25 protein-coding genes are annotated in these 26,902 nt (G+C 69.9%); 11 read left to right on the top strand and 14 right to left on the bottom strand.

The genetic code is table 11. The annotated features are described in order from the left end of the window. Window position 1: 1 nt before the first annotated feature. Both ACIBGM_RS28930 and ACIBGM_RS28935 read right to left on the bottom strand, forming a co-directional pair. Window positions 2-472, bottom strand: a complete 471-nt coding sequence (locus ACIBGM_RS28930; RefSeq protein WP_360531061.1) for an SRPBCC domain-containing protein — start codon at window positions 470-472, stop codon at window positions 2-4. A 13-nt stretch (window positions 473-485) separates the two neighbouring features. Next, window positions 486-824, bottom strand: a complete 339-nt coding sequence (locus ACIBGM_RS28935) for a metalloregulator ArsR/SmtB family transcription factor (RefSeq protein ID WP_360531064.1) — start codon at window positions 822-824, stop codon at window positions 486-488. 123 nt (window positions 825-947) lie between these two features. On the opposite strand from ACIBGM_RS28935, the gene ACIBGM_RS28940 reads away from it, so the two are divergent. From ACIBGM_RS28940 to ACIBGM_RS28950, 3 genes are read left to right on the top strand one after another with little or no spacing between them, the layout of a single operon-like run. Then, window positions 948-1,172, top strand: a complete 225-nt coding sequence (locus tag ACIBGM_RS28940; protein ID WP_132212221.1) for a hypothetical protein — start codon at window positions 948-950, stop codon at window positions 1,170-1,172. Continuing rightward, complete coding sequence (locus tag ACIBGM_RS28945) at window positions 1,172-1,663, top strand: Clp protease N-terminal domain-containing protein (RefSeq protein ID WP_360531068.1); 492 nt, start codon at window positions 1,172-1,174, stop codon at window positions 1,661-1,663. The genes ACIBGM_RS28940 and ACIBGM_RS28945 overlap by 1 nt, the downstream gene beginning before the upstream one ends. After that, on the top strand, window positions 1,663-2,325 hold the full coding sequence (locus ACIBGM_RS28950; RefSeq protein ID WP_396387295.1) for a DUF998 domain-containing protein: 663 nt from the start codon (window positions 1,663-1,665) through the stop codon (window positions 2,323-2,325). The genes ACIBGM_RS28945 and ACIBGM_RS28950 overlap by 1 nt, the downstream gene beginning before the upstream one ends. Here ACIBGM_RS28950 and ACIBGM_RS28955 read toward each other — a convergent pair. From ACIBGM_RS28955 to ACIBGM_RS28980, 6 genes are all read right to left on the bottom strand, one after another. Continuing rightward, window positions 2,322-3,833, bottom strand: coding sequence for a multicopper oxidase family protein (locus ACIBGM_RS28955; protein ID WP_396387296.1), 1,512 nt, complete (start codon window positions 3,831-3,833; stop codon window positions 2,322-2,324). The genes ACIBGM_RS28950 and ACIBGM_RS28955 overlap by 4 nt on opposite strands. Next, on the bottom strand, window positions 3,830-4,261 hold the full coding sequence (locus ACIBGM_RS28960; protein ID WP_360531077.1) for a hypothetical protein: 432 nt from the start codon (window positions 4,259-4,261) through the stop codon (window positions 3,830-3,832). Before ACIBGM_RS28960 ends, ACIBGM_RS28955 begins: the two co-directional genes overlap by 4 nt. Continuing rightward, complete coding sequence (locus ACIBGM_RS28965) at window positions 4,258-4,623, bottom strand: hypothetical protein (RefSeq protein WP_360531080.1); 366 nt, start codon at window positions 4,621-4,623, stop codon at window positions 4,258-4,260. Before ACIBGM_RS28965 ends, ACIBGM_RS28960 begins: the two co-directional genes overlap by 4 nt. A gap of 57 nt (window positions 4,624-4,680) precedes the next feature. Beyond that, a complete protein-coding gene (locus tag ACIBGM_RS28970; protein ID WP_360531083.1) occupies window positions 4,681-5,025 on the bottom strand; it encodes a hypothetical protein in 345 nt (114 codons plus the stop codon). A gap of 149 nt (window positions 5,026-5,174) precedes the next feature. Continuing rightward, window positions 5,175-5,387 carry a hypothetical protein gene (locus ACIBGM_RS28975; protein WP_360531086.1) on the bottom strand — a complete coding sequence of 71 codons (213 nt, stop codon included), beginning with the start codon at window positions 5,385-5,387 and terminating at the stop codon, window positions 5,175-5,177. Window positions 5,388-5,503: 116 nt separating this feature from the next. Next, the gene (locus ACIBGM_RS28980; RefSeq protein ID WP_360531089.1) at window positions 5,504-6,544 is read right to left on the bottom strand and encodes a LacI family DNA-binding transcriptional regulator; all 1,041 of its coding nucleotides are present in this window, start codon (window positions 6,542-6,544) and stop codon (window positions 5,504-5,506) included. Window positions 6,545-6,712: 168 nt separating this feature from the next. On the opposite strand from ACIBGM_RS28980, the gene ACIBGM_RS28985 reads away from it, so the two are divergent. Both ACIBGM_RS28985 and ACIBGM_RS28990 read left to right on the top strand, forming a co-directional pair. Next, a complete protein-coding gene (locus ACIBGM_RS28985; protein ID WP_396387297.1) occupies window positions 6,713-7,417 on the top strand; it encodes a copper homeostasis protein CutC in 705 nt (234 codons plus the stop codon). Beyond that, window positions 7,414-7,671 carry a DUF4031 domain-containing protein gene (locus ACIBGM_RS28990; protein ID WP_360531094.1) on the top strand — a complete coding sequence of 86 codons (258 nt, stop codon included), beginning with the start codon at window positions 7,414-7,416 and terminating at the stop codon, window positions 7,669-7,671. Before ACIBGM_RS28985 ends, ACIBGM_RS28990 begins: the two co-directional genes overlap by 4 nt. Before the next feature lie 39 nt (window positions 7,672-7,710). Here the strand turns inward: ACIBGM_RS28990 and tuf are convergent, their stop codons facing one another. Both tuf and ACIBGM_RS29000 read right to left on the bottom strand, forming a co-directional pair. Continuing rightward, window positions 7,711-8,898, bottom strand: coding sequence for an elongation factor Tu (gene tuf, locus ACIBGM_RS28995; protein ID WP_360531097.1), 1,188 nt, complete (start codon window positions 8,896-8,898; stop codon window positions 7,711-7,713). Window positions 8,899-9,235: 337 nt separating this feature from the next. After that, complete coding sequence (locus tag ACIBGM_RS29000) at window positions 9,236-11,617, bottom strand: hypothetical protein (protein ID WP_396387298.1); 2,382 nt, start codon at window positions 11,615-11,617, stop codon at window positions 9,236-9,238. A gap of 208 nt (window positions 11,618-11,825) precedes the next feature. On the opposite strand from ACIBGM_RS29000, the gene ACIBGM_RS29005 reads away from it, so the two are divergent. Further along, window positions 11,826-12,710: a Gfo/Idh/MocA family protein gene (locus tag ACIBGM_RS29005; RefSeq protein ID WP_396387299.1), complete on the top strand. Its 885-nt coding sequence runs from the start codon at window positions 11,826-11,828 to the stop codon at window positions 12,708-12,710. Here the strand turns inward: ACIBGM_RS29005 and ACIBGM_RS29010 are convergent. Both ACIBGM_RS29010 and ACIBGM_RS29015 read right to left on the bottom strand, forming a co-directional pair. Next, window positions 12,694-14,955, bottom strand: a complete 2,262-nt coding sequence (locus ACIBGM_RS29010; protein ID WP_360531107.1) for a PQQ-binding-like beta-propeller repeat protein — start codon at window positions 14,953-14,955, stop codon at window positions 12,694-12,696. The two genes, ACIBGM_RS29005 and ACIBGM_RS29010, sit on opposite strands and share 17 nt — an antisense overlap. A 90-nt stretch (window positions 14,956-15,045) precedes the next feature. Continuing rightward, window positions 15,046-15,357, bottom strand: coding sequence for a helix-turn-helix domain-containing protein (locus tag ACIBGM_RS29015; RefSeq protein ID WP_360531110.1), 312 nt, complete (start codon window positions 15,355-15,357; stop codon window positions 15,046-15,048). An 88-nt stretch (window positions 15,358-15,445) separates the two neighbouring features. Between ACIBGM_RS29015 and ACIBGM_RS29020 the strand changes: the two genes are divergently transcribed. Genes ACIBGM_RS29020 through ACIBGM_RS29040 form a run of 5 tightly spaced genes read left to right on the top strand, consistent with a single transcriptional unit; the run spans window position 15,446 to window position 24,020 of the window. After that, the gene (locus tag ACIBGM_RS29020; protein WP_360531113.1) at window positions 15,446-16,633 is read left to right on the top strand and encodes an MFS transporter; all 1,188 of its coding nucleotides are present in this window, start codon (window positions 15,446-15,448) and stop codon (window positions 16,631-16,633) included. Between the two features lie 60 nt (window positions 16,634-16,693). After that, on the top strand, window positions 16,694-17,617 hold the full coding sequence (locus tag ACIBGM_RS29025; protein ID WP_396387300.1) for a MurR/RpiR family transcriptional regulator: 924 nt from the start codon (window positions 16,694-16,696) through the stop codon (window positions 17,615-17,617). Continuing rightward, window positions 17,614-20,256, top strand: a complete 2,643-nt coding sequence (locus ACIBGM_RS29030) for a family 20 glycosylhydrolase (RefSeq protein WP_396387301.1) — start codon at window positions 17,614-17,616, stop codon at window positions 20,254-20,256. Before ACIBGM_RS29025 ends, ACIBGM_RS29030 begins: the two co-directional genes overlap by 4 nt. 10 nt (window positions 20,257-20,266) lie before the next feature. Beyond that, window positions 20,267-23,086: an alpha-L-fucosidase gene (locus ACIBGM_RS29035; RefSeq protein ID WP_396387302.1), complete on the top strand. Its 2,820-nt coding sequence runs from the start codon at window positions 20,267-20,269 to the stop codon at window positions 23,084-23,086. Window positions 23,087-23,117: 31 nt separating this feature from the next. After that, window positions 23,118-24,020 carry a hypothetical protein gene (locus ACIBGM_RS29040; protein ID WP_396387303.1) on the top strand — a complete coding sequence of 301 codons (903 nt, stop codon included), beginning with the start codon at window positions 23,118-23,120 and terminating at the stop codon, window positions 24,018-24,020. Here the strand turns inward: ACIBGM_RS29040 and ACIBGM_RS29045 are convergent. Further along, window positions 24,006-26,021, bottom strand: a complete 2,016-nt coding sequence (locus ACIBGM_RS29045; RefSeq protein ID WP_396387304.1) for a HelD family protein — start codon at window positions 26,019-26,021, stop codon at window positions 24,006-24,008. The genes ACIBGM_RS29040 and ACIBGM_RS29045 overlap by 15 nt on opposite strands. Before the next feature lie 39 nt (window positions 26,022-26,060). Further along, on the bottom strand, window positions 26,061-26,861 hold the full coding sequence (locus ACIBGM_RS29050) for a phosphatase PAP2 family protein (protein WP_396387305.1): 801 nt from the start codon (window positions 26,859-26,861) through the stop codon (window positions 26,061-26,063). Window positions 26,862-26,902 lie beyond the last annotated feature (41 nt).

Below are 26,902 nucleotides of genomic sequence, written 5' to 3' on the forward strand. Positions count from 1 at the left end.
GTCAGCCCTCCTTCGCGACGAGCTCGGCCAGCCGGTCCATCGAGTCGCGGAGGCCGACCTCCATGCCGTGCTCGATGGTCTGGTCGCGGGCCTCCACCGAGGGGAACACCGACCGGGTGTGCAGCCGGACGCCGGTCTCCGTCGGCTCGTAGGTCGCCTTCTCCAGGCACACCTCGCCCGGGGCGCCTTCCCACTCGAAGGTCTGGATGACGAGCTTGTCCTGCTCGACGGTGTGGTAGACGCCGCGGAACGCGTACTCACCGGACTCGTCCTTGTGGATGTACCGGTAGCTGCCACCCGGGCGGACGTCGTACCGGTCGACGGTCATCTCCAGGCCGCGCGGGCCCAGCCACTCGGTGACCAGCTCCGGGTCCGTCATGACCTTGAACAGCTGCGCCGGGGTGGCGGCGAACTCGCGGGTCACCTCCACGAACGGGGTGCCGGCCGGGGTGTTGATGGTGGTGGCGCTCATGTCTCCTGCTCCTTCACTTGTCCTGCTCTTGAACGGTCTTGAGAACTGCGTCCAGCCGCCGGAACCGGCGCTCGGTCTCCAGCCGGTACTCGTCGATCCAGCTCGTCAGGGCCTCGAGGGCGGCCGGCACCAGGTGACACGGACGGCGCTGGCCGTCCCGGGTCCGGGTGATCAGCCCGGCGGTCTCCAGCACCTGGATGTGCCGCGACACCGCCTGCTTGGTGATCGGAAACGGTTCGGCCAGCTCGTTCACGGTGGCCGGGCCGCGGGACAGCCGCGCGATCATCGCTCGCCGGACCGGGTCGCCGAGCGCGGCGAAGGCCTTGTCGAGCTGGTCGTCGTCAACCGGCATCTTTATCAACCATTTCCTTGATCAACTGATGTGTTGAATATAGGGAGGTCCTCTGCCCGTAGTCAAGGGCAGGGTTTAGCAACTTTGGTTGACAACCGCTGGCTGTCAACTTAAGTTGCTTACATGACCGAGTTGGTGGATCCCGAGGACCCCGCGGCCGGCCTGGCCGCGGTGGTGGCGTTGCGCCGGCTGGCCGACCGGCTGGAGGACAGCCAGGTGGAGCAGGCGATGCGGGCCGGCTGGAGCTGGTCCGACGTGGCCGAGGTGCTGGGGGTCACCCGGCAGGCCGTTCACAAGAAGCACGCCAAGCGGCTGATCGCCGCGGGTGTCGCCCTGAGGAGGCGCTGATGTCGTCCGATGCGAAGGACGTTCGCACCATCCTGGTGCGTGGTGCGCGCGAGGTCGCCCGCCGGGACGGATCCCGGACCATCGAGGCCGAGCACGTGCTGCTCGCGCTGGCCGCGATGGAGAACAACCCGGCCGCCCGGCTGCTGTCCGAAGCGGGGCTCACCGAGGACGGGATCCGGGCGGCCCTGGATCGCGAGTGGGAGCACAGCCTGGCGATCGCCGGGATCGCGGTCCGGATCGGGCTGTTGCCGGAGGCAACGCCTGACCACAGCCGGGATCCGCAGATCGGTGAGTCGGTGCGGCTGCTGCTCAAGCGGGCTCTGGACGCCGAGCCCCGAGTCGGTGGCACCCGGATCGGATCGGTCCGGATCCTGGTCGGCATCCTCGATTCCGACCGAAGCCGAGTCGCCCGAGCCTTGCAAACCGCAAACGTGGACCGCGCCGCCCTCCGCGCCCGCGCCGCCGAAGCCTTGGCCGAAGGCGTCCGCTGATGGTCGGCCCAGGCAGCTCAGCGGCGGCGGTCAAGGCGACCGCTCGGGTTCCGACGACCCGCCGCCTCGTCTCCTGCGGATTGCTCGCGGGCCCGCTCTTCGTCGTCGCTTTCCTGATCCAGGGGTGGTTGAAGGGTTCCGGGTACGACCCCATGCGCCACCCGGTCAGCTCGTTGGCGCTCGGCGATCACGGCTGGGTGCAGACCGCCAACTTCCTGGTCTGCGGTTTGCTAACCATCGCGTTCGCCGTGGGTCTCTGGCGATCCGGCCTGCGCGCCGGCGCCGTGCTGATCGGCATCTGGGGCGTCGGCCTGGTCGGCGCCGGCGTCTTCGTGACCGACCCCGTGAGCGGATTCCCCGTGGGCACGCCGAACGCCTCGGAGTACACCACGATCGGCGCACTCCACGACGGCTTCTCGCTGCCCGCGTTCGTCGCCCTCGCAGCCGCACAGGTCGTGCTCTCCGGCGGCCAAGGCTGGAAGTGGCGCGTCTATTCATTGCTCAGCGCAACCGCCTTCGCCGTGATGTTCCTGCTGGCCGGCGCCGGCTTCGACCAGAACCAGTCCCTGGTCGACACGGCCGGCCTCTTCCAGCGGCTGTCTGTGACGATCGGCTGGGCTTGGCTGTTCGCGCTGAGCTTGCGCGTCCTCCGCCGTACCTAGACCGTCTCGAATCCGGCCATCATCGCCATGTCCTCGTGCTCGAGGTTGTGGCAGTGGATCAGGTACTTGCCCTTGTGGGCGGTGAATTTGACCAGTACGTCGACCACCTCGGCCGGCCGGATGTCCACGGTGTCCTTCCAGCCGGCGTCGTACGCACCCCGCTTGCCACCGCCGCGGCTGAGCACCTGGAACGGCGCGAGGTGGACATGCACCGGGTGGTGGACATCGGTGACGAAGGTCCAGATCTCGTACTGGTCCAGCTTGACCTGAGCCTGCATCACCACCGGATCGAACGCCTTCCCGTTGATCGTCCAGCCCTTGTGCCCACCGGCGTCGCCTCGGCTGAACTTCCACTTCCGCTTGACGATCCCGGCCGGCTTGGGCAGCAGGCCGTACGACGAGAGCTTGGCCGGGATGCTGCTGTCGTCGGTGGCCTTCCGGGCGACCTTGAAACGCAGGACGTTCGCGTTGCCGTCCAGCTTGTTGACGATCGTGACCTCGTCACCAGGCTGGTACGCCGAGAAGTCCACGATCACGTCGAAGCGCTCGGCCGGCGCGATCACCAGGGTGTCGTGCTCGATCGGCGCGTCGAGCAGTCCGCCGTCACTGCCGATCTGGACGAACTTCGCCGGCCCCTTGTCGAAGGCGAGCTCGTAGCGGCGCGCGTTGGCCGCGTTGAGAATCCGGAAGCGGTAGCGGACCGCGTCCACCTCGTGCACCGGCCAGGGCGCGCCGTTGACCAGGGTGACGTCGGCGACGACACCTTCCATGTACGCCGACTCGACACCGGGACGGTCCTTCGCCGCGGGGTACAAGAACGAACCGTCCTCGGCGAACGCGCGATCCGCGATGACGAGCGGGATCTCGCGATCGCCCGCAGGCAAGGGCAGACGGTCCTCCTCGTCGTCCCGGACGAGGTGGAAGCCGAACAGGCCGCGATAGACCTGTGGAGCGGTGTAGTCCATCCGGTGGTCGTGGTACCAGAGGGTCGCGGCGCGCTGCGTGTTCGGATACGTGTAGATGCGACTGCCGGTCTTCACATCGCCGCCGGTCATGTTGTGGTGACCGGCGTGCCCTTGATGATCGCCTGGCGGCATGAGCAGGTCCAACGGCCAGCCATCACTCGCAGCGGGTGTGTGTCCGCCGTGCAGGTGTACGGCGGTCGGCACGTCGAGCTGGTTGACCTGCTCGATCACGGTGGTCCTGCCGCTCCGAACGTCGAACGTTGGTCCTGGTAGCAGGCCGTCGTACCCGAGGATCTCGGTCTTGAGGCCGGGGAGGATCTCCAGACCGGCCTTGCGTTGTACGACGCGGTAGTAGTCGACGCCGGCCTCGGTACGGATCGGTTTCTTGACCGGAGGGATCGGGAGCGGGACCTGGAACGGCTCTGGGAGTTTGGCCTCGCTGCGCAGGAGCTCGCCGGCCTGTGACGGCGATGGGTCGAGGCCGCAACTGGTCAGGGAGACGGCGCCGGCAGCGGCAAGGAAACCGCGGCGGGACAGCTTCATCGGGTGGGCTCCTTTCGGCTTCGGCGAGCGGCGGGACGGAACGACCACACGGTCATCCACACGACGGTGACGACGATCGCCGTGCCGAGCGGGACGTGGACGGCGAAGTTCTGCAGGTAGCCGAAGGTCAGCTGGGCGAACTCGGCGAAGAACAGCACGACGGTCAGCAGCAGCGGCCAGATCCGGCCGCCGCCGGCCAGCCAGTAAAGGAGCGCGGCGACGAACTGGATCATCGAGACCATCCACAGCGTCGACCCGATCGGGCCGTGTGCGCTCATCGCGTCGACCTCGCCGGACAGGAAGTAGCCGGCGAGGATCGGCTGCGCCACGACCAGGCCTGCGTGCAGCAGCAGGACGATCCGCAGGGTCCACAGGGTGGCGCGTGGCCGCCGTACCTTCGGTTCCGTGGCTGTCGCCGTCGCGGTCATGCGGCGCCTGCCTGCTGGCGACGCGTCCAGAACGCGAAGCCGACCACGGCACCCACCAGGGTGATGCCGAGCGGGAGGTGCAGGGCCAGGTCGCGGCTGTAGCCCATGCCGACCTGGAAGCCCTCGCCGACCGTGATCAGCAGGGAGACGGCTGGGGCGACGATCCGGCCGCCGGACCGCCACCAGATTGTTGCTACGAGCAACTGGAAGAGGCCGGTGAAGGTGAGAGCCAGGCCGAGTGGCTCATGGATCCGGATCGCTCCGCCGGAGCCGTTCAGGTAGACGCCGGCCAGGATCGGCTGCAGGCAGATCGCGATCGCGTGGGTCGCGGCGACCAGTCTGAGGGCGGCAAGGGACTTCATGTAGACAGACAATAGTAGTCTGGCTACATGTAGGGCAATCAGGTATTGCCCTGACCGCTACGTGAGGCGCCCCAGGGGTGCCACCGTGATGCCGGCGCGTTCACAGACCCAGTGCGGGTCCGGGCCGAGCTCGGGCTCGATCCGGAGCTCGTGGTCGTTCAGGTCGTCGCACGCGGTGCAGCGCGGCCAGCGGATGCCGGAGTCGACCAGCCGGTCCTGGACGTCCTGCGCGACCAGCCCGGCGATGTGCTCCGCGCCGTCCGGCCACTGGTCCAGCCACCACTGCCGGCCGGCCACCGCGTCCTCGAGTACCGACACCATCACCGCATCGTCGAATCCCCGCGCAGCCAGGTCGTGCAGCACCATGGCGCGGGCGGTCAGCAACACCCCGGGCTCGTTCATCGCCCTTCAGAGTGCCACGCCGTACCGACAAAACCCCACGCCGCCCACCCGCGTCGCTCGAGGGGATATCCCCCCGAGTGCAGCCTTCTCCCCTCGCATACCAGGGGAGAAGGCTGTGTCGGCGGGGATATCCCCTCGAGTGCGGTGGGTCAGTTTGCCGTGCAGGCCGGGTCGATCCGGTTGGCCAGCCGGAGCTCGCGTTCGGCGGCGGTCCGCAGTACGGCGCTGATCCGGGCGCGGACTGCGAGGGTCCGGCGCGGGGCCGGCTCGTCGTACGGCTGCTGCGGAGCGTTCGGAAGAGCCGACTGCGCCAGGTTGCGAGCGTTTTCGACAGCGGTGTTGGCGGCGATGAAGTACGTCATGATGCTGCTCCCTTCCTGAGAGCGTGTTCGGTCGGCCGGCGGCCGGGCGGCCGTCGGAGATCGTGGGGGATCGGCCCGGGAACCCGCTGCGGGCCCCAGGTGTTGCTGTGTGGTTGTTAGCTACGTGGCGCCGGCCCGCTGCTGGATCGGACGATCAGCTGGGTGGGCATCAGCACCTGCCGTTCGGTGGTCGCCGGGTCGAGCAGGATCCGGCCGACGGCGCGGCCCTTGTCCCGGATCGGCTGGCGGATCGTGGTCAGCCCGGCCGGCTCGGCGGCCGGGATGTCGTCGAAGCCGACCACGGTCAGGTCCCGGCCGGGCGTCAGCCCGCGGACCCTCATCGCCTCCATCGCGCCGAGCGCCTGTACGTCGCTCAGCCCGACGATCGCGGTCGGCCGGTCCTGGGAGTCGAGCACGAACTCGGCGCCCTTCAGGCCGGAGGCGAAAGCGTTGTGACCGCCGGATATCAGCCGCAGCCGGGCGTCCGGCATACCCTTCTGCAGGCCCTGGATCCGCAGCTCGCAGTCGGTGCAGCCGATCTCGTCGAAGTCCACGTCGACCGCGGTGTCACCGGCCTGCTCACCCTTGTCGTCGACCAGTACGACGACGTCGCGGTGACCCAGCCGGGCCAGGTGCTGGCCCAGCTTCGCGGCCGCTTCGACCTCGTCGATCGCGACCCAGGACAGGTCCGGGTGGTCGCCGCGATCGGTCGAGACCGCCGGGATTCCGCGCGCGTGCAGGATGTCCACCGCGGGGTGGCCGCTCGGCACGCAGAAGATGGCTGCCGCGTCGATCGCGGCCTGCTGCACCGCGTTGCTGCCACCGACGAGGTCGGCCGAGCTGAGCGGCATCAGCAGCAGGCTGGTGCTGAACTCCTCGGCGACCTCGGCCAGTCCGGCCAGGAAGCCGACCGCGTACGGGTCCGAGAACGCGTACGCCAGCTTGTCGGTGAACAGCACCCCGATGGCGCCGGCCTTGCCGCTGCGGAGCGCCCGTGCGGACGCGTCCGGACCGGCGTAGCCGAGCTCGTGGGCGGTGGCCAGGATCCGCTCGCGGAGCGCGGCGGACAGCTGGTCGGGCTTGTTGTAGGCGTTGGAGACGGTCGACGGGGACACGCCGACGGCCTGAGCCACGGTCTTGAGCGTGACGCCTGCCATCTCTCGTCTCCTTCCGCCGGGGCTGCCGCTTGTCGGGGCAGTCTTCTGGATCGTTCTTCTAAATCGTTCTAGAAAAACGATACAGAAGACTGCTGGGGAGTGCAACACCTATTTCCGGCGTCCGCCGTACTGCGGTCTGCCGGGCGGGCACCTGGGATGATTGCGCGCATGGGGTCGTTGCTGGAGGTCATCGCGCTGCATCCGGCGGATGCGGAGGCGGCGCAAGAGGGTGGGGCGGACCGGCTGGAGCTGTGCGCGGCGATGGAGGCCGACGGGCTGTCGCCGTCGGTGTCGACGGTCAGCGCGATCCGGCGGTCGACCGATCTGCCGCTCCGGGTGATGCTGCGGCTGTCCGACTCGTTCACGACGAACGGCGCCGAGCTCAACCGGCTGACCGCGATGGCGCAGTCCTACCTGTCGGCGGGGGTGGACGGGTTCGTGTTCGGCTTCCTGACCCCGGACAACGAGGTGGACGTCGAGTCGACGGCGGCGCTGGCGAGCACGTTCGCCGAGACGCCGTGGACGTTTCATCGCGCGATCGACGCCGTACTGGAGCAACGTCCGGCTTGGCGTGCGCTGCGGACGCTGCCGGGACTGGACTGCGTCCTGACTGCCGGGTCGTCGCTCGGGGTCGGACACGGGCTGGATGACCTGTGCAAGCTGGCCAACGAGGAGCCCGCGGTGGCGAAGGTGATGATGGCCGGCGGCTCGTTGCAGCCGGAGCACGTGCCATGGCTGTACCAGAGCGGCGTACGGCGCTTTCATGTCGGCTCGTCTGTGCGGCAGGACGGCTCGTGGACGAAGGCGTACGTGAACTCGCGCTTCGTGCGCGCCTGGCGCAACCTGCTCGACGCGCAGGACTCGCGCGGATGATCCTCATCGACCCACCGGCCTGGCCCGCCTGGAACAGAGTCTGGTCCCACCTGGTCAGCGACGAGTCCTTCGACGAGCTGCACGCCTTCGCCCGCGCCGCCGGCATCCCCGCCCGAGGCTTCGACCGCGACCACTACGACGTCCCCAGCGACCGCTACGAATCTCTCATAGCCGCCGGCGCCACCCCAGTCTCCAGCCGAGAACTGGTCCGCCGCCTGACAGCCGCCGGCCTCCGCCACCGCAAACGCACGTGACACGGCCCTCAGTTGCTTGCGGCAACTGAGGGCCGTTGGTCAGTCGAGCAGCTCGGTCACCGTGCCGGCGGCTACGGTGTGGCCGCCTTCACGGACGGCGAAGCCCAGGCCGGTGTTCATGGCGATCGGCTTCGACAGTTCTACGGTGAGGTCGACGGTGTCGCCGGGCATGACCAGGGTGATGTCGCCCAGGTCGATGCCGCCGTCGACGTCCGTGGTGCGGAAGTAGAACTGCGGGCGGTAGTCCGGGCCGAAGGGGCTGTGACGGCCGCCTTCGGAGGTGGACAACGCGTGCAGTTGCGCGCGGAACTTGCGGTGCGGTTGCACGCTGCCCGGCAGTGCCACGACCTGGCCGCGACGGACCTCGTCGCGCTTGATGCCACGCAGCAGCACGGCCGCGTTGTCGCCCGCCTCCGCGGACTCCAGCGACTTCCCGAACGTCTCGAGCCCGATCGCCGTACTTGTGACCGTCGGGCCGAGGCCGACCACCTCGACCGTGTCGCCGACCTTCAGCGAACCGCGCTCGACCGCTCCGGTGACCACGGTGCCGCGGCCGCTGATGGTGAGCACGTTCTCGATCGGCATCAGGAACGGCTCGCCCAGCTCACGGTCCGGGGTCGGCACGTAGGAGTCGACCGCGTCCAGCAGCTCGCCGATCGCGCCGGTCCACTGCGGGTCGCCCTCGAGCGCGCGCAGTCCGGAGACGCGCACGACGGGTAGGTCGTCGCCCGGGAAGCCGTACTCCGACAGGAGCTCACGGACCTCCAGCTCGACCAGGTCGAGCAGCTCGGGGTCGTCGACGGTGTCCGCCTTGTTCAGCGCGACCACCAGGTACGGAACACCGACCCGGCGCGCGAGCAGCACGTGCTCCCGCGTCTGCGGCATGGCGCCGTCCTGTGCCGACACGACCAGGATCGCGGCGTCCACCTGGGCGGCGCCGGTGATCATGTTCTTCACGTAGTCGGCGTGCCCGGGCATGTCGACGTGCGCGTAGTGCCGGGTGGCGGTCTCGTACTCGACGTGCGAGATGTTGATGGTGATCCCGCGCGCGACCTCCTCCGGCGCCCGGTCGATCCCGTCGAACGCGACGAAGCGGTTGACGCCCGGGTCGCGCTCGGCGAGCACCTTGGTGATGGCGGCGGTCAGGGTGGTCTTGCCGTGGTCGACGTGACCCATCGTGCCGATGTTGAGGTGCGGCTTGGTCCGCACGAACTGGCTCTTGGCCATGAAGATTTCCCTTTGCTGTCAGAAGATTCGTTGAGCCAGGACCCCCGGCTCGGCCTCCGCAGCGCTGTCACCGCACGGGAGGGGGCCGGTGAGCGCGCCACCCTCCTCCGCGGGTCCTGGTCAGCAGGAGAAGGGTCGGCGTCGCGCGCCGGTGCAGATGGCTGAATCGACTGACGCAGCCCACGTGGGAGCGCCCGTCAGGCCGGTGCCTGACAGGTCGTGCTCGAGAACCACGCGGAACATGTGCATCACGTTAGAAAGGAACGCTGCCCCGGGCAACAGAATTCCCGCGCTGCGCGCGGGAGGAAAGAAGCGAGGAAGGAGGGGAGGCGGGGCCTCAGTTGAGGGCGAAGAGGCGGGTGCCGTCGGAGAAGATGGGGCGGGCGCCGGCGACCGTGACGGCGGGTTTGTTGCAGGTGACCGCTTCGGACTGGGCGACCGATTCGGCGGTGGGGCCGGCGAGGATGGGGCGAGGCTGGATGCCGGTGGTGCCGATCATCACCGGGGAGCAACTGCCGTTGGTCTGCGGCATCAGCGTCACCACGCGACCGTCCGGCAGCAGGCCGAAGCCGTCCCGCGGGTACTCGGGCTGCTGCAGCTTCGGCGGCACCTCCAGCAGGTGGTGCCACTGCGGCGTTCCGTCCGCCGGGCTCACCGCGGACACGTCGTACGTCTGCGGCTGACCGGGATCGGTCGCGTTCCGGCACGTCACCAGCACCAGCGACGCCGGCGTAGCGGCGAGCTGAGCGTCGCACGACGCCGACCCGAGTCGCGGCCGCGGTGTGCCAGGCACCGGCGTCGTCCAGATGATGCGGCCCTCACCCACGTCGACGGCCCACTGGTTCAGCGTGCCGCCCGCAGCGCCGGTCCAGATCAGGCCGGAGACCTCGCGAGTGTCAGGTACGGCGACCAGGTCACCGACCCACGTGGCCGGGTCCAGCTCGGCGCTCAGGTCGAACCGAGTCCCCAGGTCGACCTCCCACCGCTGGTCGCCGTTCTTCATGTCCAGACCGCGTACGACGGCACTGTTGCCCCCACACGCATCGACGACCACTGCCTGGTCGCCCATCAGCTCGCCCTGCGTCACGCCGCAGCGCAGTTGGGTCCGCCAATGCGTCGGGCTGCTCACGCCATGCGCCACGACGTAGTTGTCCTCCGCCACCAGCAACTGGTCCGCGTCGACCGCGAGTGCCGTGCCGTCGGTGTGCACCTCGGTGAGCACCTTCCCGCTCACCGCATCCAGTACGGCGTACGTCGGCAGGTCGATCCCACTCGGTGCACGGGTGCCGCCGTACGGAAGGTGTGCGGCCAGTGTGCGGCCGTCGCTGGAGACCAGGAGGCCCCGCGAACCGCTGGAGGCCGCGTCGTCGACGTCGGCGCGGGAGTACCGCCACCGGATCTGGCCGGTGTTCGCGTCGGACATCACCACGCCGTCCGGACGCAGTTCGGCGACGCCACCCGCCGTACCGGCGATGGCACCGGTGGCCGGCACCTCGCGGCTCCAGGCGAGGGCGCCGTCGAGCTGAACAGGCTGCTGCTCGGGCTTGGTGGTCGTAGTGGTGCTGACCGTGTTGGCCGTCTCCAGCCGGGCCTGCACGAACGGCTCACCGGCGGACACCACGATCCACGCCAGCAGTGACCCGCACACCACGGTCACAGCGAGGCCCAGCAGGCGCGGTGGTGCTTGTGCGTACGCCGGTGCCAGCCGCAGTCGCCGAGCCAACGCCAAGAGCGCGCCGGCGAGCACTAGCGAGACGGAGGCGAGCAGCAGGTAGGGCCAGCGCTCCGACATCGCCGCACCGGGCTGTGCAGCCGGCCAGCGCCACCAGCACAGGCCGACCGCGATCACACCGACCACTGCGAAGGTCAGCGCGGGGATGCTCACGAGTCGCGGCTGCGCCCGGCGGAACCATGCACACGTCAGGCCGGCAGACAACGCCGTACCGGCGATGGGGGCCCAGACCGGGAAGCCGGTGACCTGGTCCGGGTCGGCCGGCCACTTCGCCGCCGCGCCGAGACCACGGCCGAGCAGGACGGACGCAGCCACGACCGCACCGAGGGCCGCGCCGAGGTAAACGATCGGGATCAGCCCGCCGATCGGCCGGGCCGCCTCAGGGACCCAGGACTCGACCTCCCGGGTGAGGTTGTCCCGGGCTGCCTGTTCCCACGCGTCGTGGCCGCGCTGGGTCGCGTACAGCCGGGTCTCGGCCAGGCCTTGCAGGAACGACATCCGGCCGCGGGCGAAGTCCCGGTCGCCGATGTGCGCGTACTCCTGCCGGATGCCCTCGGCGTACTCGTCGTACCGCTCGGGGGGCATGCCGAGGATGCGCAGGTCGGCGTCGCACAGCACCGCGCCGTTCGCGTCGTCCGGCTCGCAGTCGTGCTTGGCGGTCAGCCGGACCAGCCGGCCGATCTCCTCGACCCGCTCGGCGTCGACGCCGTACGCGGCGAGCTCGAGCTCGGCCAGCTGGGCCGAGACCTCCTCGTTCTCGCCGGGGTCGGCCTTCGGGTCGTAGATCGCGTCGTGGAACCAGGCGGCCAGCCGGACCGTGTCGGCGTCGTCGGCCTGGTCGGCGAGCTCGTCGATGGTGGTCAGCACCTCGGTCAGGTGCCGCTGGTCGTGATAGTGGCGATGTTGCTCTGCGTAACGAGCCAGCAGGTCGTCGCCCAACGGCTGCGCGTGCGGCAGCAGGCGATTCCACTGGTCGCGCAGGTCCATGGCTGGGAGTCTCGCACCCGGCGGGAGCCTGCACCGACCGATCCGGCGCTGACGGATAGTCTCGTGGCCAAAGCGATATCGGCTCGTCACCTGACCACCGCGATGGGTGCGTCCGGCATCGAGTCCCACCGGTGCAACTGCGGTCCAGGTCATGTCTATACCGGCTGGTAAGGACGATCAGGTGGCCCGGCAACGAGATGGAGGACGGATGCGATTCGGCCTGGTAGGCACCGGCCCGTGGGCGAAGCTGACGCACGGGCCCGGGCTGCGCGCCGCCGCGGACGCCGAGTTGGTCGGCGTCTGGGGCCGCGACCGCGGCAAAACCGCCGCGATCGCCGCCGACCTCGAGGTCGCGCCGTACGGCGACTACGCGGAGTTACTGGAGTCCGTCGACGCGGTCGCGTTCGCCGTACCGCCGAAGGTGCAGGCGTCGATGGCGCTGGAGGCCGCCGCGATCGGCAAGCACCTGCTGCTGGACAAGCCGGTCGCGGACTCGCTCGACGACGCCCGGGCGCTGGCCGCCGAGGCCGCCGACGAGGGGATCGCGTCGGTCGTGTTCTTCACCCACCGGTTCGAGCCGCCGATCCGGAAGTTCTTCGCCGACGTGCAGGCCAAGGGCGGGTGGAAGGGCGGCTGGTCGCGGATCCTGGCCGCGCTCGACGAGCCGGGCAACCCGTTCACGGACTCGCCCTGGCGGCGCGAGCAGCGTGGGGCGCTGTGGGACGTCGGTCCGCACGCGCTGTCCAACCTGACCGCGATGCTCGGCCCGATCACCGACCTGACCGCTGTCGGCGGCGAGGGCGATCTGGTCCACCTGGTCGTGGTCCACGAGTCGGGTGCCACCAGCACCGCCAGCCTGTCCCTCTTCGCCCCGCCGGCCGGCAGCAACTTCGAGACCGGCATCTGGGGACAGACAGGTACGGCGCTCATGCCGGAGAGCGACACGGACCCGGTGGACTCGTTCGCGCTGGCCGTGCAGGAGCTGGTCGCCGCAGCCGAGTCCGGCGAGTCGCACCCGGTCGATGTGGCCTTCGGCGCCCGGGTGGTCGAGCTGCTGGCCGCGGCGGAGGAGCAGCTCAACGCAGCGCGATGACGGTGTCGGCGCCAGAGGTCAGGACCAGGTTGCCGATCGCACGGACGTCGCGGCTGCAGGAGATGCCGGTGGGGAGGCGGACCTGGCGGTAGCCGGTGCGGCTGATCACGTTGGCCCAGCAGGCGTCGGAGCCGCGGCTGAGTGAGATCACCCGGCCGTCGGCGGTGACCGTGACCTTCGCGCGCGGGTTGACCGGTGCGGCGGTCTGCCACGCGGTCTCACCGGTGCTCGCGTCGATCGCAGTGACCAGCGTTTGGCCGTTCTCCAGCTTCCGGGTCGCTGGACAGTCCACGACGATCAGGTAGCGGCCGGCTGCGTTCATCAGCGTGCGACAGGCCCACGTCCGTGGCACCGACCACCGCCACTTCGTCTCACCGGTCCGTGGGTCGATCGCGGTCAGCGCATCAGGTAGGTCGGAGTCGCCGCCGGGCTCGGCCACGACCACCAGACCGGCCACGACGACCGGCCGCCGGTACGTGTCACCGGACTGCTTGGTCCACAGCTTCTTGCCGGACTTCAGGTCGAGGCCGACCATCTCGTCGTCCTCATCACCGCAGCTGCGGCCGAGGAAGGTGACCACGGTGTCGGTGGTGGCGACCGCGCCGATCCCGGTGCAGCGGCCGGGCTCGAACGTCCACCGGTCCCGGCCGTCCGGGTCGACGCCGCGCAGCTTGTCGGAGCCGCGGGCGACGCGCTCGCCGGTCAGCAGCGGCTCGGCCTGCTGGATGACGTGGTCCCTGGTCCGACCCGGCCAGGCTGCCTTGCGTTCGCCGGTGTTGGCGTCGAGCAGCAGGTAGCCGACGTCCGCGAACTGGGCGAGCACGTAGTCGCCGTTCCCGGTCGCCACGATGTCCGGCTTCTCGTCGGAGTCGGACCGGCTGTAGCGCCAGCGCAATACGCCGGTGGCCGCGTCGAGCATCTCCACCACACCGGACTGCCTGGGTACGGCGATGCCGTAGCGGGTGCCGATCGCTTCCTCAGCGCCGGAGCCGAGCATTGACTTGCTGATCCATGCCACCGTGCCGTCCAGCGTGGAGGCGGTGGCCTTGCCGGCTGGGCGGTCGGTGTCCTCGACCCGCTCGTTGGAGCTCAGCACGTAGTTGCGAGCGAGCGGCTGGATGATCAGGAGCAGGGCCAGTCCGACCACGACTGGGATTACCAGCCAGGCGAGTTGTTGGCCGACGTTCCTGGGCGGGAGGAAGCGCGCGGATCGGGTGCGGAGGAGTGAGCCGACCAGTGCGGATGCGCCGGCTGCGAGCAGTAGGAGCAGGGCCGAGATGAGCAGGGGGACGCGGAGGCCGACGCCGACTGCTGGGTTGACTCTGGGCATCTGCGCCCAGGCGATGAGCAGTCCGGTGACTGCGGTGGCTACGACGGCGCCTGCGATGAGTAGGGCACGCTGAGTGGCGCTGCGGGCGCAGCGGAACAGCACTGGTGCGCTGAAGAAGGCGGCGATGGCCAGTACGACGGGCGGCCAGCCGATCGCGTCCTCGGCCGCCGGAACCTGCCAGGAGGCGCCGGACGCGGCGATGGCGACGACGGCGGAGGCGATCGCGCAGAAGGTGGCGGTCGCGGTGAGTGCGGCTTGCTGCCAACCACGCCAGGGTGCGGGGAGCTCACTGTCCAGGCTGGCCAGCTCAGTCTCCAGGTTGATGCGTGCGACCGGGCTGAGGCGTTGGCGGGCCAGTTGGGTGCGGTAGAGGTGGCCGTCGAGCAGTTGGCGCACCTCGTCGTACCGGTGCTCGAGTGCGGACCCGCGGTCGGCGGCGTCTCGCCGTACCTCTGCGGTGTGGACGGCGTAGCGGCTGGGGTCGGCGGCGAGGATGGCGTTGACGGCGTCGAGCAGTACGTCGCCGTTCGCGTCGCGGCGGGGTGGTGCGTAGGAGTCAGGTGGGGGTGCGGCCAGGTCGCCGGTGAGGCGGATCAGGCGGGCTACCTCGGCGATCCGGATGGGTGGTACGCCGTACTGCGGGAGGAGCTCCTCGGCGAGTCGGGCGGAGGCCTCGGCGTCCTCGGCGGGGGTGCCGCCGGGCTCGTGGACGGCGCGGTGCAGCCAGGCGGCCAGTCGCACGGAGGTGGGGTCGGTGGCGAGCTGGACGAGTGAGTCCAGCGCGGTGAGGACGATGTCGAGGTAGTAGTCGCGGTAGGCGCGGCGGTTGCGGTCGACGTACCGGGCGACCAGCTCGTCAGCCAGCTGGTCCGAGCCGGGCACCAGCTGGTCCCACCTCGCACGCAGCTCCACCACTGCAACAGTCTGCCAGCCACACCCCCACGACAAACGCTCGATCTCCCCACCGAGACCTTGCAGGCGCCGCTCAGTTGCCCGTTGGTGCGCCTACTGGCGGGCGGTGAGGATGCCGGTGAGGAGGCCGGGGTAGAGGGTGTCGAGGTCTTCGCGGCGGAGGGTGCTGATCCGGCGGGTGCCTTCGGTGTGGGTGGTGAGGACGCCGGCTTCGCGGAGGATGCGGAGGTGGTGGGCCCGGGTGGAGGCGGTGACGGGCAGCTCGATCTCGCCGCAGGCGATGCCCTCGGGGGCGTCGGCCAGGGCCCGGATGATCTGCAGGCGGACGGGCTCGCCGAGCGCCTGCAGGACCGACTCGACCCGGATCTCCTCCCGGTCCGGCTGCGGTAACGCCTTCCTTGTCATGTCCCCATAATACGACGCCTGTCGAACTTCGATGAACTTCGTAGTACGATCTTCATCGAACTAATCGTCCTCGTCCGGAAGGTCCTCGATGTCCGCACGGATCTACCTGCTCGGCGCCGGCGCGTTCGCGGTCGGCACCAGCGCGTACGTCGTGTCCGGTGTGCTGCCCGACGTCAGCTCCGAGCTGCACGTCTCACTGACGGCCGCGGGTCAGCTCGCCACCGCGTTCTCCCTGTCGTACGCCATCGGCGCCCCGATCCTGTCCACGCTGACCGGCCGCTGGGAGCGCCGTACCCTGCTGATCGCCGCGCTCGTGCTCGCCGCGCTGGGCAACTTGATCGCTGCCGTCGCCACCAACTACCCCGTGCTGATCGTCGGCCGGGTCGTGGCCGCCTTCGGCGCCGCGGTCTACACGCCGGCGGCGACCCTGTTCGCGACCGGACTGCTGCCACCGGAGGAGCGAGGTAGGGCAGTCGCGATCGTCTTCGGCGGCCTCACCTTCGCGCTAGTCCTCGGCGTCCCCGCCGGCACGCTGCTCGGCCCGACCCTCGGCTACAAGGGCGTGTTCGCCCTGATCACCGTCGTCGCCGTACTGGTCGCCATCGCCGAGCGCGCCGCCTTGCCCAAGGTGGCCGCGCCACCCGTGGTCAGTCTGCGCGAGCGATTCGCCGGTGTGACCGACCGCCGGGTGCAGACCGTTCTCGCGATGTCGGTCCTTGGAGTCCTCGCCGCGTTCAGCGTCTACATCTACGTCGTCCCGCTGCTCAAGCAGACCGTGCACCTCGGCGGCAGCGCAGTCGGCATCCTGCTGCTCGTCTACGGGCTGGGCGCCGTCCTCGGCAACCTGCTCGGCGGCCGGGCCACCGACCGCTTCGGCAGCCTCCGGACCCTGTACGGCGTCCTGATCGGCAGCATCGTGATGGTCGGAACACTCGACCTGACCGCCACGACCGTGGTCGGCGCGGCCACAGCGCTGTTCCTGTGGGGCATGTTCACCTGGGCGTTCAACCCGCCGATCCAGAACCTGCTGCTCGAGTTGGGTGGCGGCCTGCTGATCTCGCTGAACGCGTCGGCGATCTACCTCGGCGCCGGCCTGTCCGCAGTCGTCGGCGGCCTGGTCATCCAGCTGGCCGGAATCACCTACCTGCCTCTGGTCGCCGCCGTACTGGACATCGCAGTGCTCGGCCTGCTCGTCACCCTGCGGCGTGACCCGGCGCTCCAGCGGGTCGAGCATCTGGACGAAGAAGAAGCCCTCGTCGTTGTTGCCGACCAGTAGGTCTTGACAGCGCTGTCACGCTGACGCAGTGTTTCACCGATCCGCCCGATCGGTGAATGGATGATTCACGTGCGCGACCCCGCCCCTCCGCAGCCGCCGGCTGACATCGCCGACCGTGTCCGGGCGACGTTGCCGCGGCTGACCGGTGCGCTTCGCCTGGTCGCCGACACTGTGCTCGCCGAGCCGGAGCTGGTGGCCGAGCTGTCCACCGCGGCGCTGGCGGAGCGGGCCGGGGTCTCCCAGGCGAGCGTCACCCGGTTCGCGCAGGCGATCGGGCTGGCCAGTCACCAGCAGCTGCGGATCGCCGTCGCGACGCAGCTGGGCCGCGCGACCATCCCTGGCTGGAGCACGGACCTCGGCCCGGTGATCACCGATGACGACTCGGTCGCCCGGGTCGCCACGGTGGTCGCGAACGCCGACATCCGGGCCATCACCCAGACCGTCGACCAGCTCGACCTGGAAGCCCTCGACCGGGCCGCGCGCGCCCTCGCCGCGGCCCGGCGGATCGACGTGTACGGCGTCGGCGGCAGCTCGACCATCGCCGCCGAGCTCGAGATGCGGCTGTTCCGGATCGGCGCGCAGGTCCGGGCCTGGGCCGAGATCCACGGCGCCGCCACCTCCGCGGCCCTGCTCACCGCCGACGACGCCGTCGTCGCGATCTCCCACTCCGGTACGACGGCCGAGGTCCTCGAGCCCGTCGAACTGGCGCGGGAGCGCGGCGCGACCACGATCGGCATCACCAGTGACCCGCGGTCCCCGCTGGCCGGCGTGGTCGACGAGGTGCTGACCACCGCCGTACTCGAGACGTCGTTCCGCAGCGGTGGTCTGGCCGCGCGGCACTCCCAGCTCGTCGTCACCGACTGCCTCTACATCCGGGTCGCACAGCTGACCTCGGACCGGGCCGGTACGGCGATCGACCTCACCGCAGACATCAGCTCCAAACACTCCGTCCGCACTCGCCGCTCCCGAGGAGACAGACGATGAAGTCCCGCCTGATCGCGGGTGTGCTGGGCACGGTCCTGCTTGCCGCAGGCCTGGTCAGCACCCCGGCGACCGCCCAACCCGTGACCCCGAAGACCGTCCCCGCCCTGACCGGTTGGCAGTCTGCCGCCGGCACGTTCGAGCTCACCCGGCAGAGCCGCGTCCTGGTGGAGCCTCACCAGACGGCGGTGCACGACGATGCCGCCACCTTCACCGCCGACGCGAAGGAGTTGACCGGTCGCCTGCTCCCGGTGGTCCGCAGTACGTCGGCCGGTCGTGCCGGAGACCTGCTCGTGCGTCTCGACCCGGCCCGGGCGGATCTCGGCGCTGAGGGCTACGAGCTGACCGTCGGCAAGACCATCCACATCACCGCGAAGACCGACGCCGGCGCCTTCTACGGGACCCGCACGGTTCTTCAACTCCTGAAAGCGAAGACGATCCCGGCCGGCCGCGTCGTCGACGTACCGAAGTACGCCGAACGCGGCGTCGGCGTCTGCGCCTGCCTGATCAACGTCTCGACGGCGTGGTTCGAGCGGCTGGTGAAGGATGCGGCGTACCTGAAGCTGAACCAGTTGTGGGTCGAGCTGAAGGTGAAGAGCGACACGCATCCCGAGTCCGTCGAGTGGGGCTACTACACCAAGCCGCAGCTCGCCGCCCTGCAACGGCTGGCCGACAAGAACCACGTGACGATCGTGCCGGAGGTCAACTCGCCCGGTCACATCGAGCCGTGGATCCGCAACCGGCCCGATCTGCAGCTGACCGACAGCTCCGGCCAGAAGCAGGTCAGCCGGCTCGACATCACCAAGCCCGAGGCGTTCGACTTCCTCACCGACATCATCGACGAGAACCTGAGCGTGTTCCGGACGCCGTACTGGCACATGGGCGCGGACGAGTACATGCTCGGCTCCGACTACGCCCGCTACCCGCAGCTGCTCGCCTACGCGCAGCAGAAGTTCGGGCCGGACGCCGTGCCGCAGGATGCGTTCGTCGACTTCATCAACCGGATCAACGCCTACGTGAAGGCCAAGGGCAAGACGCTGCGGATCTGGAACGACGGCATCACCACCGCGGCCACGGTCCCGCTGGACCGCGACATCGTCGTCGAGCACTGGCTGGGCAGCGGCGTGAAGCCGAGTGCGCTGCTGGCCGACGGCCGCAAGGTGATGAACGCCGCCTACGCGCTCTACAACGTGCGCGGCGGGTTCAAGACCAACCCGCAGCAGCTCTACACGTCGGGCTGGTCGCCGTTGAAGTTCGACGGCGAGACGGTCGCCGACCGCACCGGGATCACCGGCGCCAAGATCACCCTCTGGCCGGACAACGGCTCCGGGAACACCGAGAACGAGATCGAGGCCGAGGTCCGGATGCCGCTGCGCTTCATCGCGCAGGCGACCTGGGGCACGCCGCAACCGGACCCGGACTACGCCACCTTCGCCACCCGCGCGGACGCGGTCGGACGCGCGCCCGGCTTCGAGAACGTCGACCGCACACCAGTTGCAGCAGGCACCTATTCGTTGACCTTCGGCGGCGAGTACCTGGGCGCCGACGGCGAAGGCGAGCAACTCACTCTGAGTGGAGTGGAGTCCGCCTGGGACGTGACGCCGACCACTGACGGCTACTACACGCTGACCAACCTGGCGTCCGGCCGCTGCGCCGAGTCCCGCCTCGGTACCCGCTACCTCAACACCCCACTGGAGCCCGGTACGGCGATCACCGCGCAGACCTGTGACGCGACCAACCGCCTGCAACGCTGGCAACTCGCCAAGTCGGGCGACCGCATAACGCTGGTCAACGCGATCACCCGGATGGTGGCGACGTTCGACGGCAACGGCCTGGTCCAGCAGCTCCCGGACGGTCACAGCTCGGCTCCGCTCACCCTGACCCCGGTGATCCGGTCGACGGCCGTCGTCGACCGCCAGACGATCACGCCGGGCACTCCCGCGACGCTGACCGTCACCGTCGCCAACACCACCGAGTCGACCGCCACCGGTATCACCGTGACGCCATCGGTGCCCGCCGGCTGGACCGTTGCGCCGAGCAAGCAGTCTGTGCCGGCGCTGGATCCGGGTGCCTCGAAGGACCTGGCGTTCACCGCGATCCCGCCCGCCGATGCCCCGGCGTCCACGGTCGCGCTCGGCGCAGTCACGTCGTACGTCCAAGGGCGTGAGCACCAGCTCGCGACTACGGCTGGTGTCCGGTTGAGTTGTGTGCCGGAGGCGAGTAGTCCGGTGGCGGTCACGTACGTCGACAGCGAGGAGACGGCCGGGGAGGACGGCCGGGCGGTGAACGCGATCGACGGAAACCCGGCGACGTTCTGGCACACCGAGTGGTCCGCGAAGCAGCCGCCGCCACCGCACGAGATCCAGCTCGACCTGGGCGCGGCGAAGTCGGTCTGCGCGGTGACGTACCAGACCCGGCTGAACGCGACCAACGGCCGGATCGCGGACTACGAGATCTACCTCAGCAGCGACGGGACGAACTGGGGCGAGCCGGTGGCCAAGGGCACGTTCGCGAACAGCCCGGACGCCAAGTGGGTGCCGATCGCGGCGACCACCGCCCGCTACCTGCGGCTGGTCCAGCTGTCCGAGGCGAGCGGGAACCCGTTCGGCACCGCCGCTGAGATCACCGTCGACGCGAAGTGAGGACGATGACATGCGAGCCGCAGTCGCCCTGCTCGCCGCTGCGCTGGTGGCGAGTGCGTTGACCACTGTCCAGGCCCGGGCGGCCGATCCCGACGTACTGGACGTCTCGTTCGGTGGATCGTTCTCGAGCGGCAACACGTACACGGCCGCGACCGGTGAGGTGATGGGTGGCACGGTCACCCGCCGGTCGGGCGGGGAGTCGCTCGACCCTGCCCGTGGTGTCGTCCTCGGTGGCGGTGCCGACGGCATCCGCTTCCGGCCGAGTACGGCGCTCAGCGGCGGCGCCATCCAGCGGTCGTTCCTGATCGAGACCGCCTTCACGCCGGACGCGGCGCAAGGATCGCTGGCCACGATCACCGCGATCGGCGGCGCGATCTTCGGCCGGTACAACGGCACGAACCTGCAGTACGGCTTCAGTGTCGAGAGCGGTGGGGAGTGGCGGGACGTCGTACAGACCGTGCCAGTGCCGTCCGCTGGAGAGCAGCATGTGCTCGCGCTCGCCTACGAGGTGACCAGCGGCGGTGCGACATTGCATGCGTTCCTCGACGGGCAGCAGTTGCCGGCCGCGGTCAGCACCGACGGCACCGCAACCTGGCATCCGGACGCAGGTGCGGACATCGGGATCGGCAACGAGGTGCACCCATCCGCTCTGCAGCGTGGGCTCGACGGCTCGATCCGGCAGGTACGGCTCGCGACGTTCAGCGGCGCCTTCAACCCGGCGGACCTTCGGCTGGCGAAGCCGGTGGTCTCGACGTCCAAGGTCGCGGTCGGGTTCGAGGGTGCGATCGGGGCCGACGGCAACTACCAGCCGGCGCTGGGGGAGAAGGCCGATCCGGTCCCGGTGGTCACCGGCGGTGTGGTGACCGAGCCCGGTCGGCTGCGGCTGTCCGGCAAGGGTGGTATCAGCTGGCAGGGATCTCAGCTGGACGGCGGGGTGCTGGCGGAGACCGTGGTGTCGCCGGATGTGCTTCGCCCGGGTGTCGGGCTGATCGACCTGCTGGGACTTGCCCAGTTGGTCGTCGGCACCAACGACATCGAGCTGAAGGCAGGCGGCGAGTCCATTCCGCTCGAGCTCGGAGCACCTGCGGTCAAGGAAGGCGTGCGCTACCACCGGTTCGGCCTGGCGATCGAGAACGGCGACACCGTGACGGCGCTGGTCAACGGGACTCCGGTGAGCAGGACGATTGCCGGTGAGTCGACCGGCCAAGTGCGCTGGCTGGACGGTGCGCGCGGTATGGCGTACGGCATCGGTGTCAGCACCTTCCTGGGTAAGCCGCCTGTGGAGGCACAGGCGCTGCAAGCACTCCCGTGTGTGGTCGGCAAGCTCAGCCCCGCCCGGACGATGCCCGTTGCGGAGGGGGAGTGCGCCACCTCGCTGGTGGCCAAGGCTGCGGCGATCCGCCCGGACGCCCGGCAGGTCGCGTGGCAGCGGATGGAGCAGACGGCGTTCCTGCACTTCGGGGTGAACACGTTCACCGGCCTGGAGTGGGGCCACGGCGACGAGGACCCGAACCTCTTCCAGCCGACCGGTCTCGACACCGACCAGTGGGCCCGCACCCTGCGTGACTCCGGCTTCAAGCTGGCCATCCTCACCGTGAAGCACCATGACGGCTTCCTGCTGTACCCGTCCCGCTACAGCAAGCACACTGTCGCCTCCAGCTCGTGGCAGGACGGCCAGGGTGACGTGGTCCGGGCGTTCGTCACGTCGATGCGCAAGTACGGCGTCAAGGTCGGCTTCTACCTGTCGCCAGCAGACGAGAACCAGTACCTGGACGGCGTCTACGCCAACGGCAGCGCGCACACCCCACGCACCATCCCGACCCTGGTCCCGGACGACGACCGGGCCGGCCAGGAGCTACCGCAATACACGCTGACTGCCTCCGACTACGGCGCCTACATGCTCAACCAGCTGTACGAGCTGCTGACCGAGTACGGGCCGGTGGACGAGGTGTGGTTCGACGGTGCGCAGGGCCGGATCCCGCCGGACAAGGTGGAGACGTACGACTTCCCCAGCTGGTACACCCTGATCCGGGAGCTCGCGCCGCAGGCGACGATCGCGGTCAGCGGACCGGACGTGCGCTGGGTCGGCAACGAGTCGGGCCTGGCGCGCCCGGACGAGTACAGCGTCGTACCGACGATCACCAAGCCGAACGGCGCTCCGGAGTACGCACTCGGGTACGCCGCCGCCGACCAGGGCAGCCGCAAGGCGCTGCTGGCCGGGCGGGACGCGGATGCGACCGAGCTGGCGTGGTGGCCGGCGGAGTCGGACGTGTCGATCCGCGAGGGCTGGTTCCACCATCCCGAGCAGGAGCCGAAGACGGTCGCGCAGCTGATCGACATCTACTACAAGTCGGTCGGCCGGAACTCGGTGCTGCTGCTCAACATCCCGCCCGACCGTCAGGGCCGGTTCGACGAGCGTGACGTGACCAGACTGGCCGAGTGGCGGGCGCAGCTGGCCGCGGACATGCCGGAGGACCTCGCCCGGCAGGCACGGGCGACCGGCGATGGCGTGAGCCCGCAGGCGGCGATCGACGGCAACCCGGACACCTCCTGGCGGAACCCGGGGACCGGCGCGCTCACGCTGACACTGCCCGAGCCGGCCACTGTGCGCAGGGTGTCGCTCGGCGAGGACATCCGGTATGGCCAGCAGATCGAGGCCGGGGTGGTCGAGGTGCGGACCGGCGAAGGCTGGCAGCAGGTGGCCACCTTCGGCGCGGTCGGGCAGCGCCGGATCCTGGCCCTGGAGACGCCGGTGGAGACCGGCGCAGTCCGCGTCCGGATCACCGGGTCCAGGGCGAAAGTGAGGCTTGCAACAGTCTCCGTTTTCTGACTGGCACCCCCGTTGAGGCAGGCTTAGCGGCATGCGTTTCCTGGCCGCGCTGATGCTGCTGACCTCGACGATGACGAGCGCCGGCGACCCCAACTCCGTGGTCGAGGGCTGGAAGACCTCACCGGTGTACGTCGACCCGACACAAGGCGTGCTCGTCTCCGACGAGGAGGCGGCGAAGCTGGCCGAGCGGGTCGAGGACTACGACCCGGCCATCCGGATCGCCGTACTGCCGGAGGAGGCGCTCGACGACGGGCGCCGGGACAAGCAGATGTCCGCGGAGGCGTTCGTGGACACGGTCGCTTACAAGCAGGCGTCGGACGGGATCTACCTGATCGTGTTCGGCGACCGGATCACCTGGGCGAAGGCGGTCGGTGTCACCTCACCGATCGACGGCGTGCTGGCCGAGGAGCTGCGCGAGCACGGCCGGTCCGACCCGGTCGGGACGCTCAACGGGGTGCTGGACCAGCTCGACGTACCCAAGTCGTCCAGTGGGGTGCCGGGCTGGTTGGTGGCGTTCCTGATCACTCTGGGCCTGCTTGCGGGAGGCGGCGCGGCGGTGTGGTGGTGGCGGTTGCGTCAGGAGACTGAGGAGGAGCCTGAGCCAGAGGAGGATCCGCAGCCGGACACGCTGGAGGAGCGGAGAGCCCTGGCGCGGGAGGAGGTCGCCCGGTTCGGTGCGGAGCTCGACTCCGCCGGCCTGACCAAGGACGGCCTCGGCGAGGAGGCGGCGACGGATCTGCAGGCGGCCCAGGCCGCGTACGCCGCCGCCACCCGAGTGATCGACGGCAAGCCCGACGACGACCAGCTGCGCGGGGTCCGCGCGACCGTCGGGTACGGCCGCTGGCGGCTGGCCTGTGCACAGGCCAGGGTCGAGGGTCGACCGGTGCCGCCGTTCCGGGCGCTCCGGCCGGTGCGGCGGTCAGGCGGCCTGTAGGACTGCGGGCAGGTCCTCGCTGTGCAGGACGGCCAGCGACGTGACAGCACGGGTCAGGCAGACGTAGAGGCGGCGGAGCCCGGTGCGCTCGTCGGCCTCACCGGCGACGATGCCGGCCGGCTCGACCAGGACCACGTGGTCGAACTCCAGACCCTTGGCCAGTGACGCCGGTACGACGTCCAGGTGCGCGTCGACGTCGTCCTCGTCACCGAGCACGGAGAACGGGATTCCCTTGTCCTGCAAGGCCTTCCGGGTCGCCGTGACCAGGGCGTCCGGGACGATCAGCCCGATCGATCCGAGCCGCGACGACACCTCGTGGACGGTAGACACGGCCGCGGTGAGGCTGTCCGGTACGCGCGTGATGGCCAGCTCACCGCGCGAGCGCCGTACTGCGGTGGGCGGGGTGAGGTGTGGGGCGATCGACGGCAGCAGGCGGGCGGCGTACTCGATCACTTGACCGGGCACGCGGAAGCCAGCGGTCAGCTCCTCGGTGTGGGCGCCGGTCTTGCCCAGATGCCCCAGCGCCTCGTCCCACGACGGTGTCGCCCACGGTGTGGTGCCCTGCGCGATGTCACCGAGCACAGTCATCGAGCCGGTCGAGCATCGCCGCCCGACTGCCCGCAGCTGCATCGCCGACAGGTCCTGCGCCTCGTCCAGGACAACGTGCCCGAGTGACGGCGTACGGTCGACCAGATCGGCGACCTCGTCGATCAGAGTGGCATCGGCGACGGACCACTTCGCCGCGCCGACCGACCGGGGCGCCTTGTCCCACTGCAGCAGCTCCTGCTCCTCAGGGGTCAGGATCCCGTCGGCGTGCTCGGCCAGCAACTCCGGGTCGGTGAACAGCCGGAACACCAGCTTCGCCGGGTCCACAGCCGGCCAGAGCGCCTCGGCGTACTGCTTGACCGGACGGCTGCGCGCGACCGCGTCCTGCACTCGGTCGTCGGGGGAGTCACCGGCCGCCTCCATCCGGAGCAGCACGGCGTGGGCCAGCCGCTGCGGCAACATCGCCCGACCGGCGCCGTACCGAATGCCTCGGGTCCGCAGCTCGCTGACCAGCTCCTCCGCCTGGTACGCCGCAACCCGCCAGCGATGCGCCCCACGCGGCACGACCAGCGCCTCCTTCGGCAGCTGCACCTGCGACCACACGGCCCGGTGCAACACCTCCGCCATCCGGGCGTCACCCTTCAGTACGTCGACCGCCGCCGGCCCCGGCCCGGTCACGCGGACCCGCGCGACCAGCTCCTCGACAGTCGTCTGCTTCGCCTCGATCTCACCCAGCGCGGGGAGGACGTCACCGATGTAGCGCAGGAAGCTGGCGTTCGGCCCGACCACGAGGACGCCGGCCCGGCTGAGCTGGTCCCGATACGCGTAGAGCAGGTACGCAGCGCGGTGCAGGCCGACCGCGGTCTTCCCGGTCCCGGGCGCTCCCTGGACGCAGATGGTGTCGTCGACGCCGGCCCGGACGATCACGTCCTGCTCGGGCTGGATGGTCGCCACGATGTCGCGCATCGGGCCGGAGCGCGGGCGCTCGATCTCGGCGTCCAGGATGTCGCTGTGCTCGTCGGTCGGCGCCGCGGCCGTCAGGTCCTCGTCCTCGAAGGCGGTCATCTCGCCGTGCGTGAAGCCGAACCGCCGCCGGATCCCGACGCCCATCGGCTCGGTCCGGCTGGCCCGGTAGAACGGCACCGAGATGTCTGCTCGCCAGTCCACCACCAGCGGCTCGCCCAGCGCGTCGTTCACGTGCCGGCGGCCGATGTGGAACGTCTCGGTGGTCGGCTCGAGGTAGTCCAGCCGGCCGAAGAACAGCGGCACCTCGGGGTCGTCCTCGAGCTCCTTCATCCGCCGCCAGATCGCGGCTTTCAGGAACTCCTGGTTGACCCGGTCGGCGCTGTGGATCTCCAGCGCGCCGGTCTTCTCCCGCATCACCGCCAGCGCGGCACGGGACGTCTTCAGGTAGTCCTTCTCGGCCTGGAGGGTGTCGGACGTATCAGGGGGCACAGCGAACCTCCGGCAAGGGGTGGGGGAAGCCCAGCTACGTTACTTGAGCACCCTGCTCGGGGAAACCGAATTTCGGGCTCGCAGGTCGTCGTGCAGGCCGGGACGGAGCAGCAGTGGGAGGCTGACCGCGAGCAGCAGCAGGGCGACGATCCCGTCCAGCCAGTAGTGGTTGGCGGTCACGACGACGACTCCGAACGTGATGATCGGGTGCAGCAGCCACAGCCAGCGCCAGCGCGTGCGGGTGATCAGGATCATCGACAGCGCGATCAGGGCGGCCCAGCCGACATGCAGGCTCGGCATCGCGGCGAACTGGTTGGCCACGCCGCCGGACCGCTCGGCGCCGTACACCGACAGGCCGAACTGCAGGCCGGTGTCGACGAACCCCGGCATCATCCGCGGCGGTGCGAGCGGGAACACGATGTGCCCGATCAGGGCCAGTCCGGTCAACGACACGATCGTCCAGCGGACGTGGGTGTAGGCCCGCGGTCGCCAGATGCTGAGCCAGAGCAACACGCACGCGGTCAGCGGGGCGTGCACGCTCGCGTAGTAGACGTTCGCTCCCTCGACCAGTTGCGGGAGCTTCAGCGCCGCGTGCTGGATCGATGCCTCGTTCGGCAGGTGCAGCCAGTTCTGTAGCGCGAGGATCTCCCGGGCATGGTCGAACGCCGACCCGGTGTGCTTCGCGGCGATCTGCCGGCCCGCGCTGTAGACCAGAAACAGCGTGGCCAGCAGGATCGCTTCCCGTACCACCCGCCAGACGACCGGCGCGGGCCGCCTGCCGGCGTCCCGCCCCTCGTCTTCCCCATCGATCCCCACCCGTTCGAGCGCCTGCGTCCCCATAACTTTCGACGGTACCTGGCGTTCGGTCGGGATTTGCCCAG

The sequence above is a fragment of the Kribbella sp. NPDC050470 genome, from assembly GCF_044458365.1.
Lineage (GTDB): Bacteria > Actinomycetota > Actinomycetes > Propionibacteriales > Kribbellaceae > Kribbella.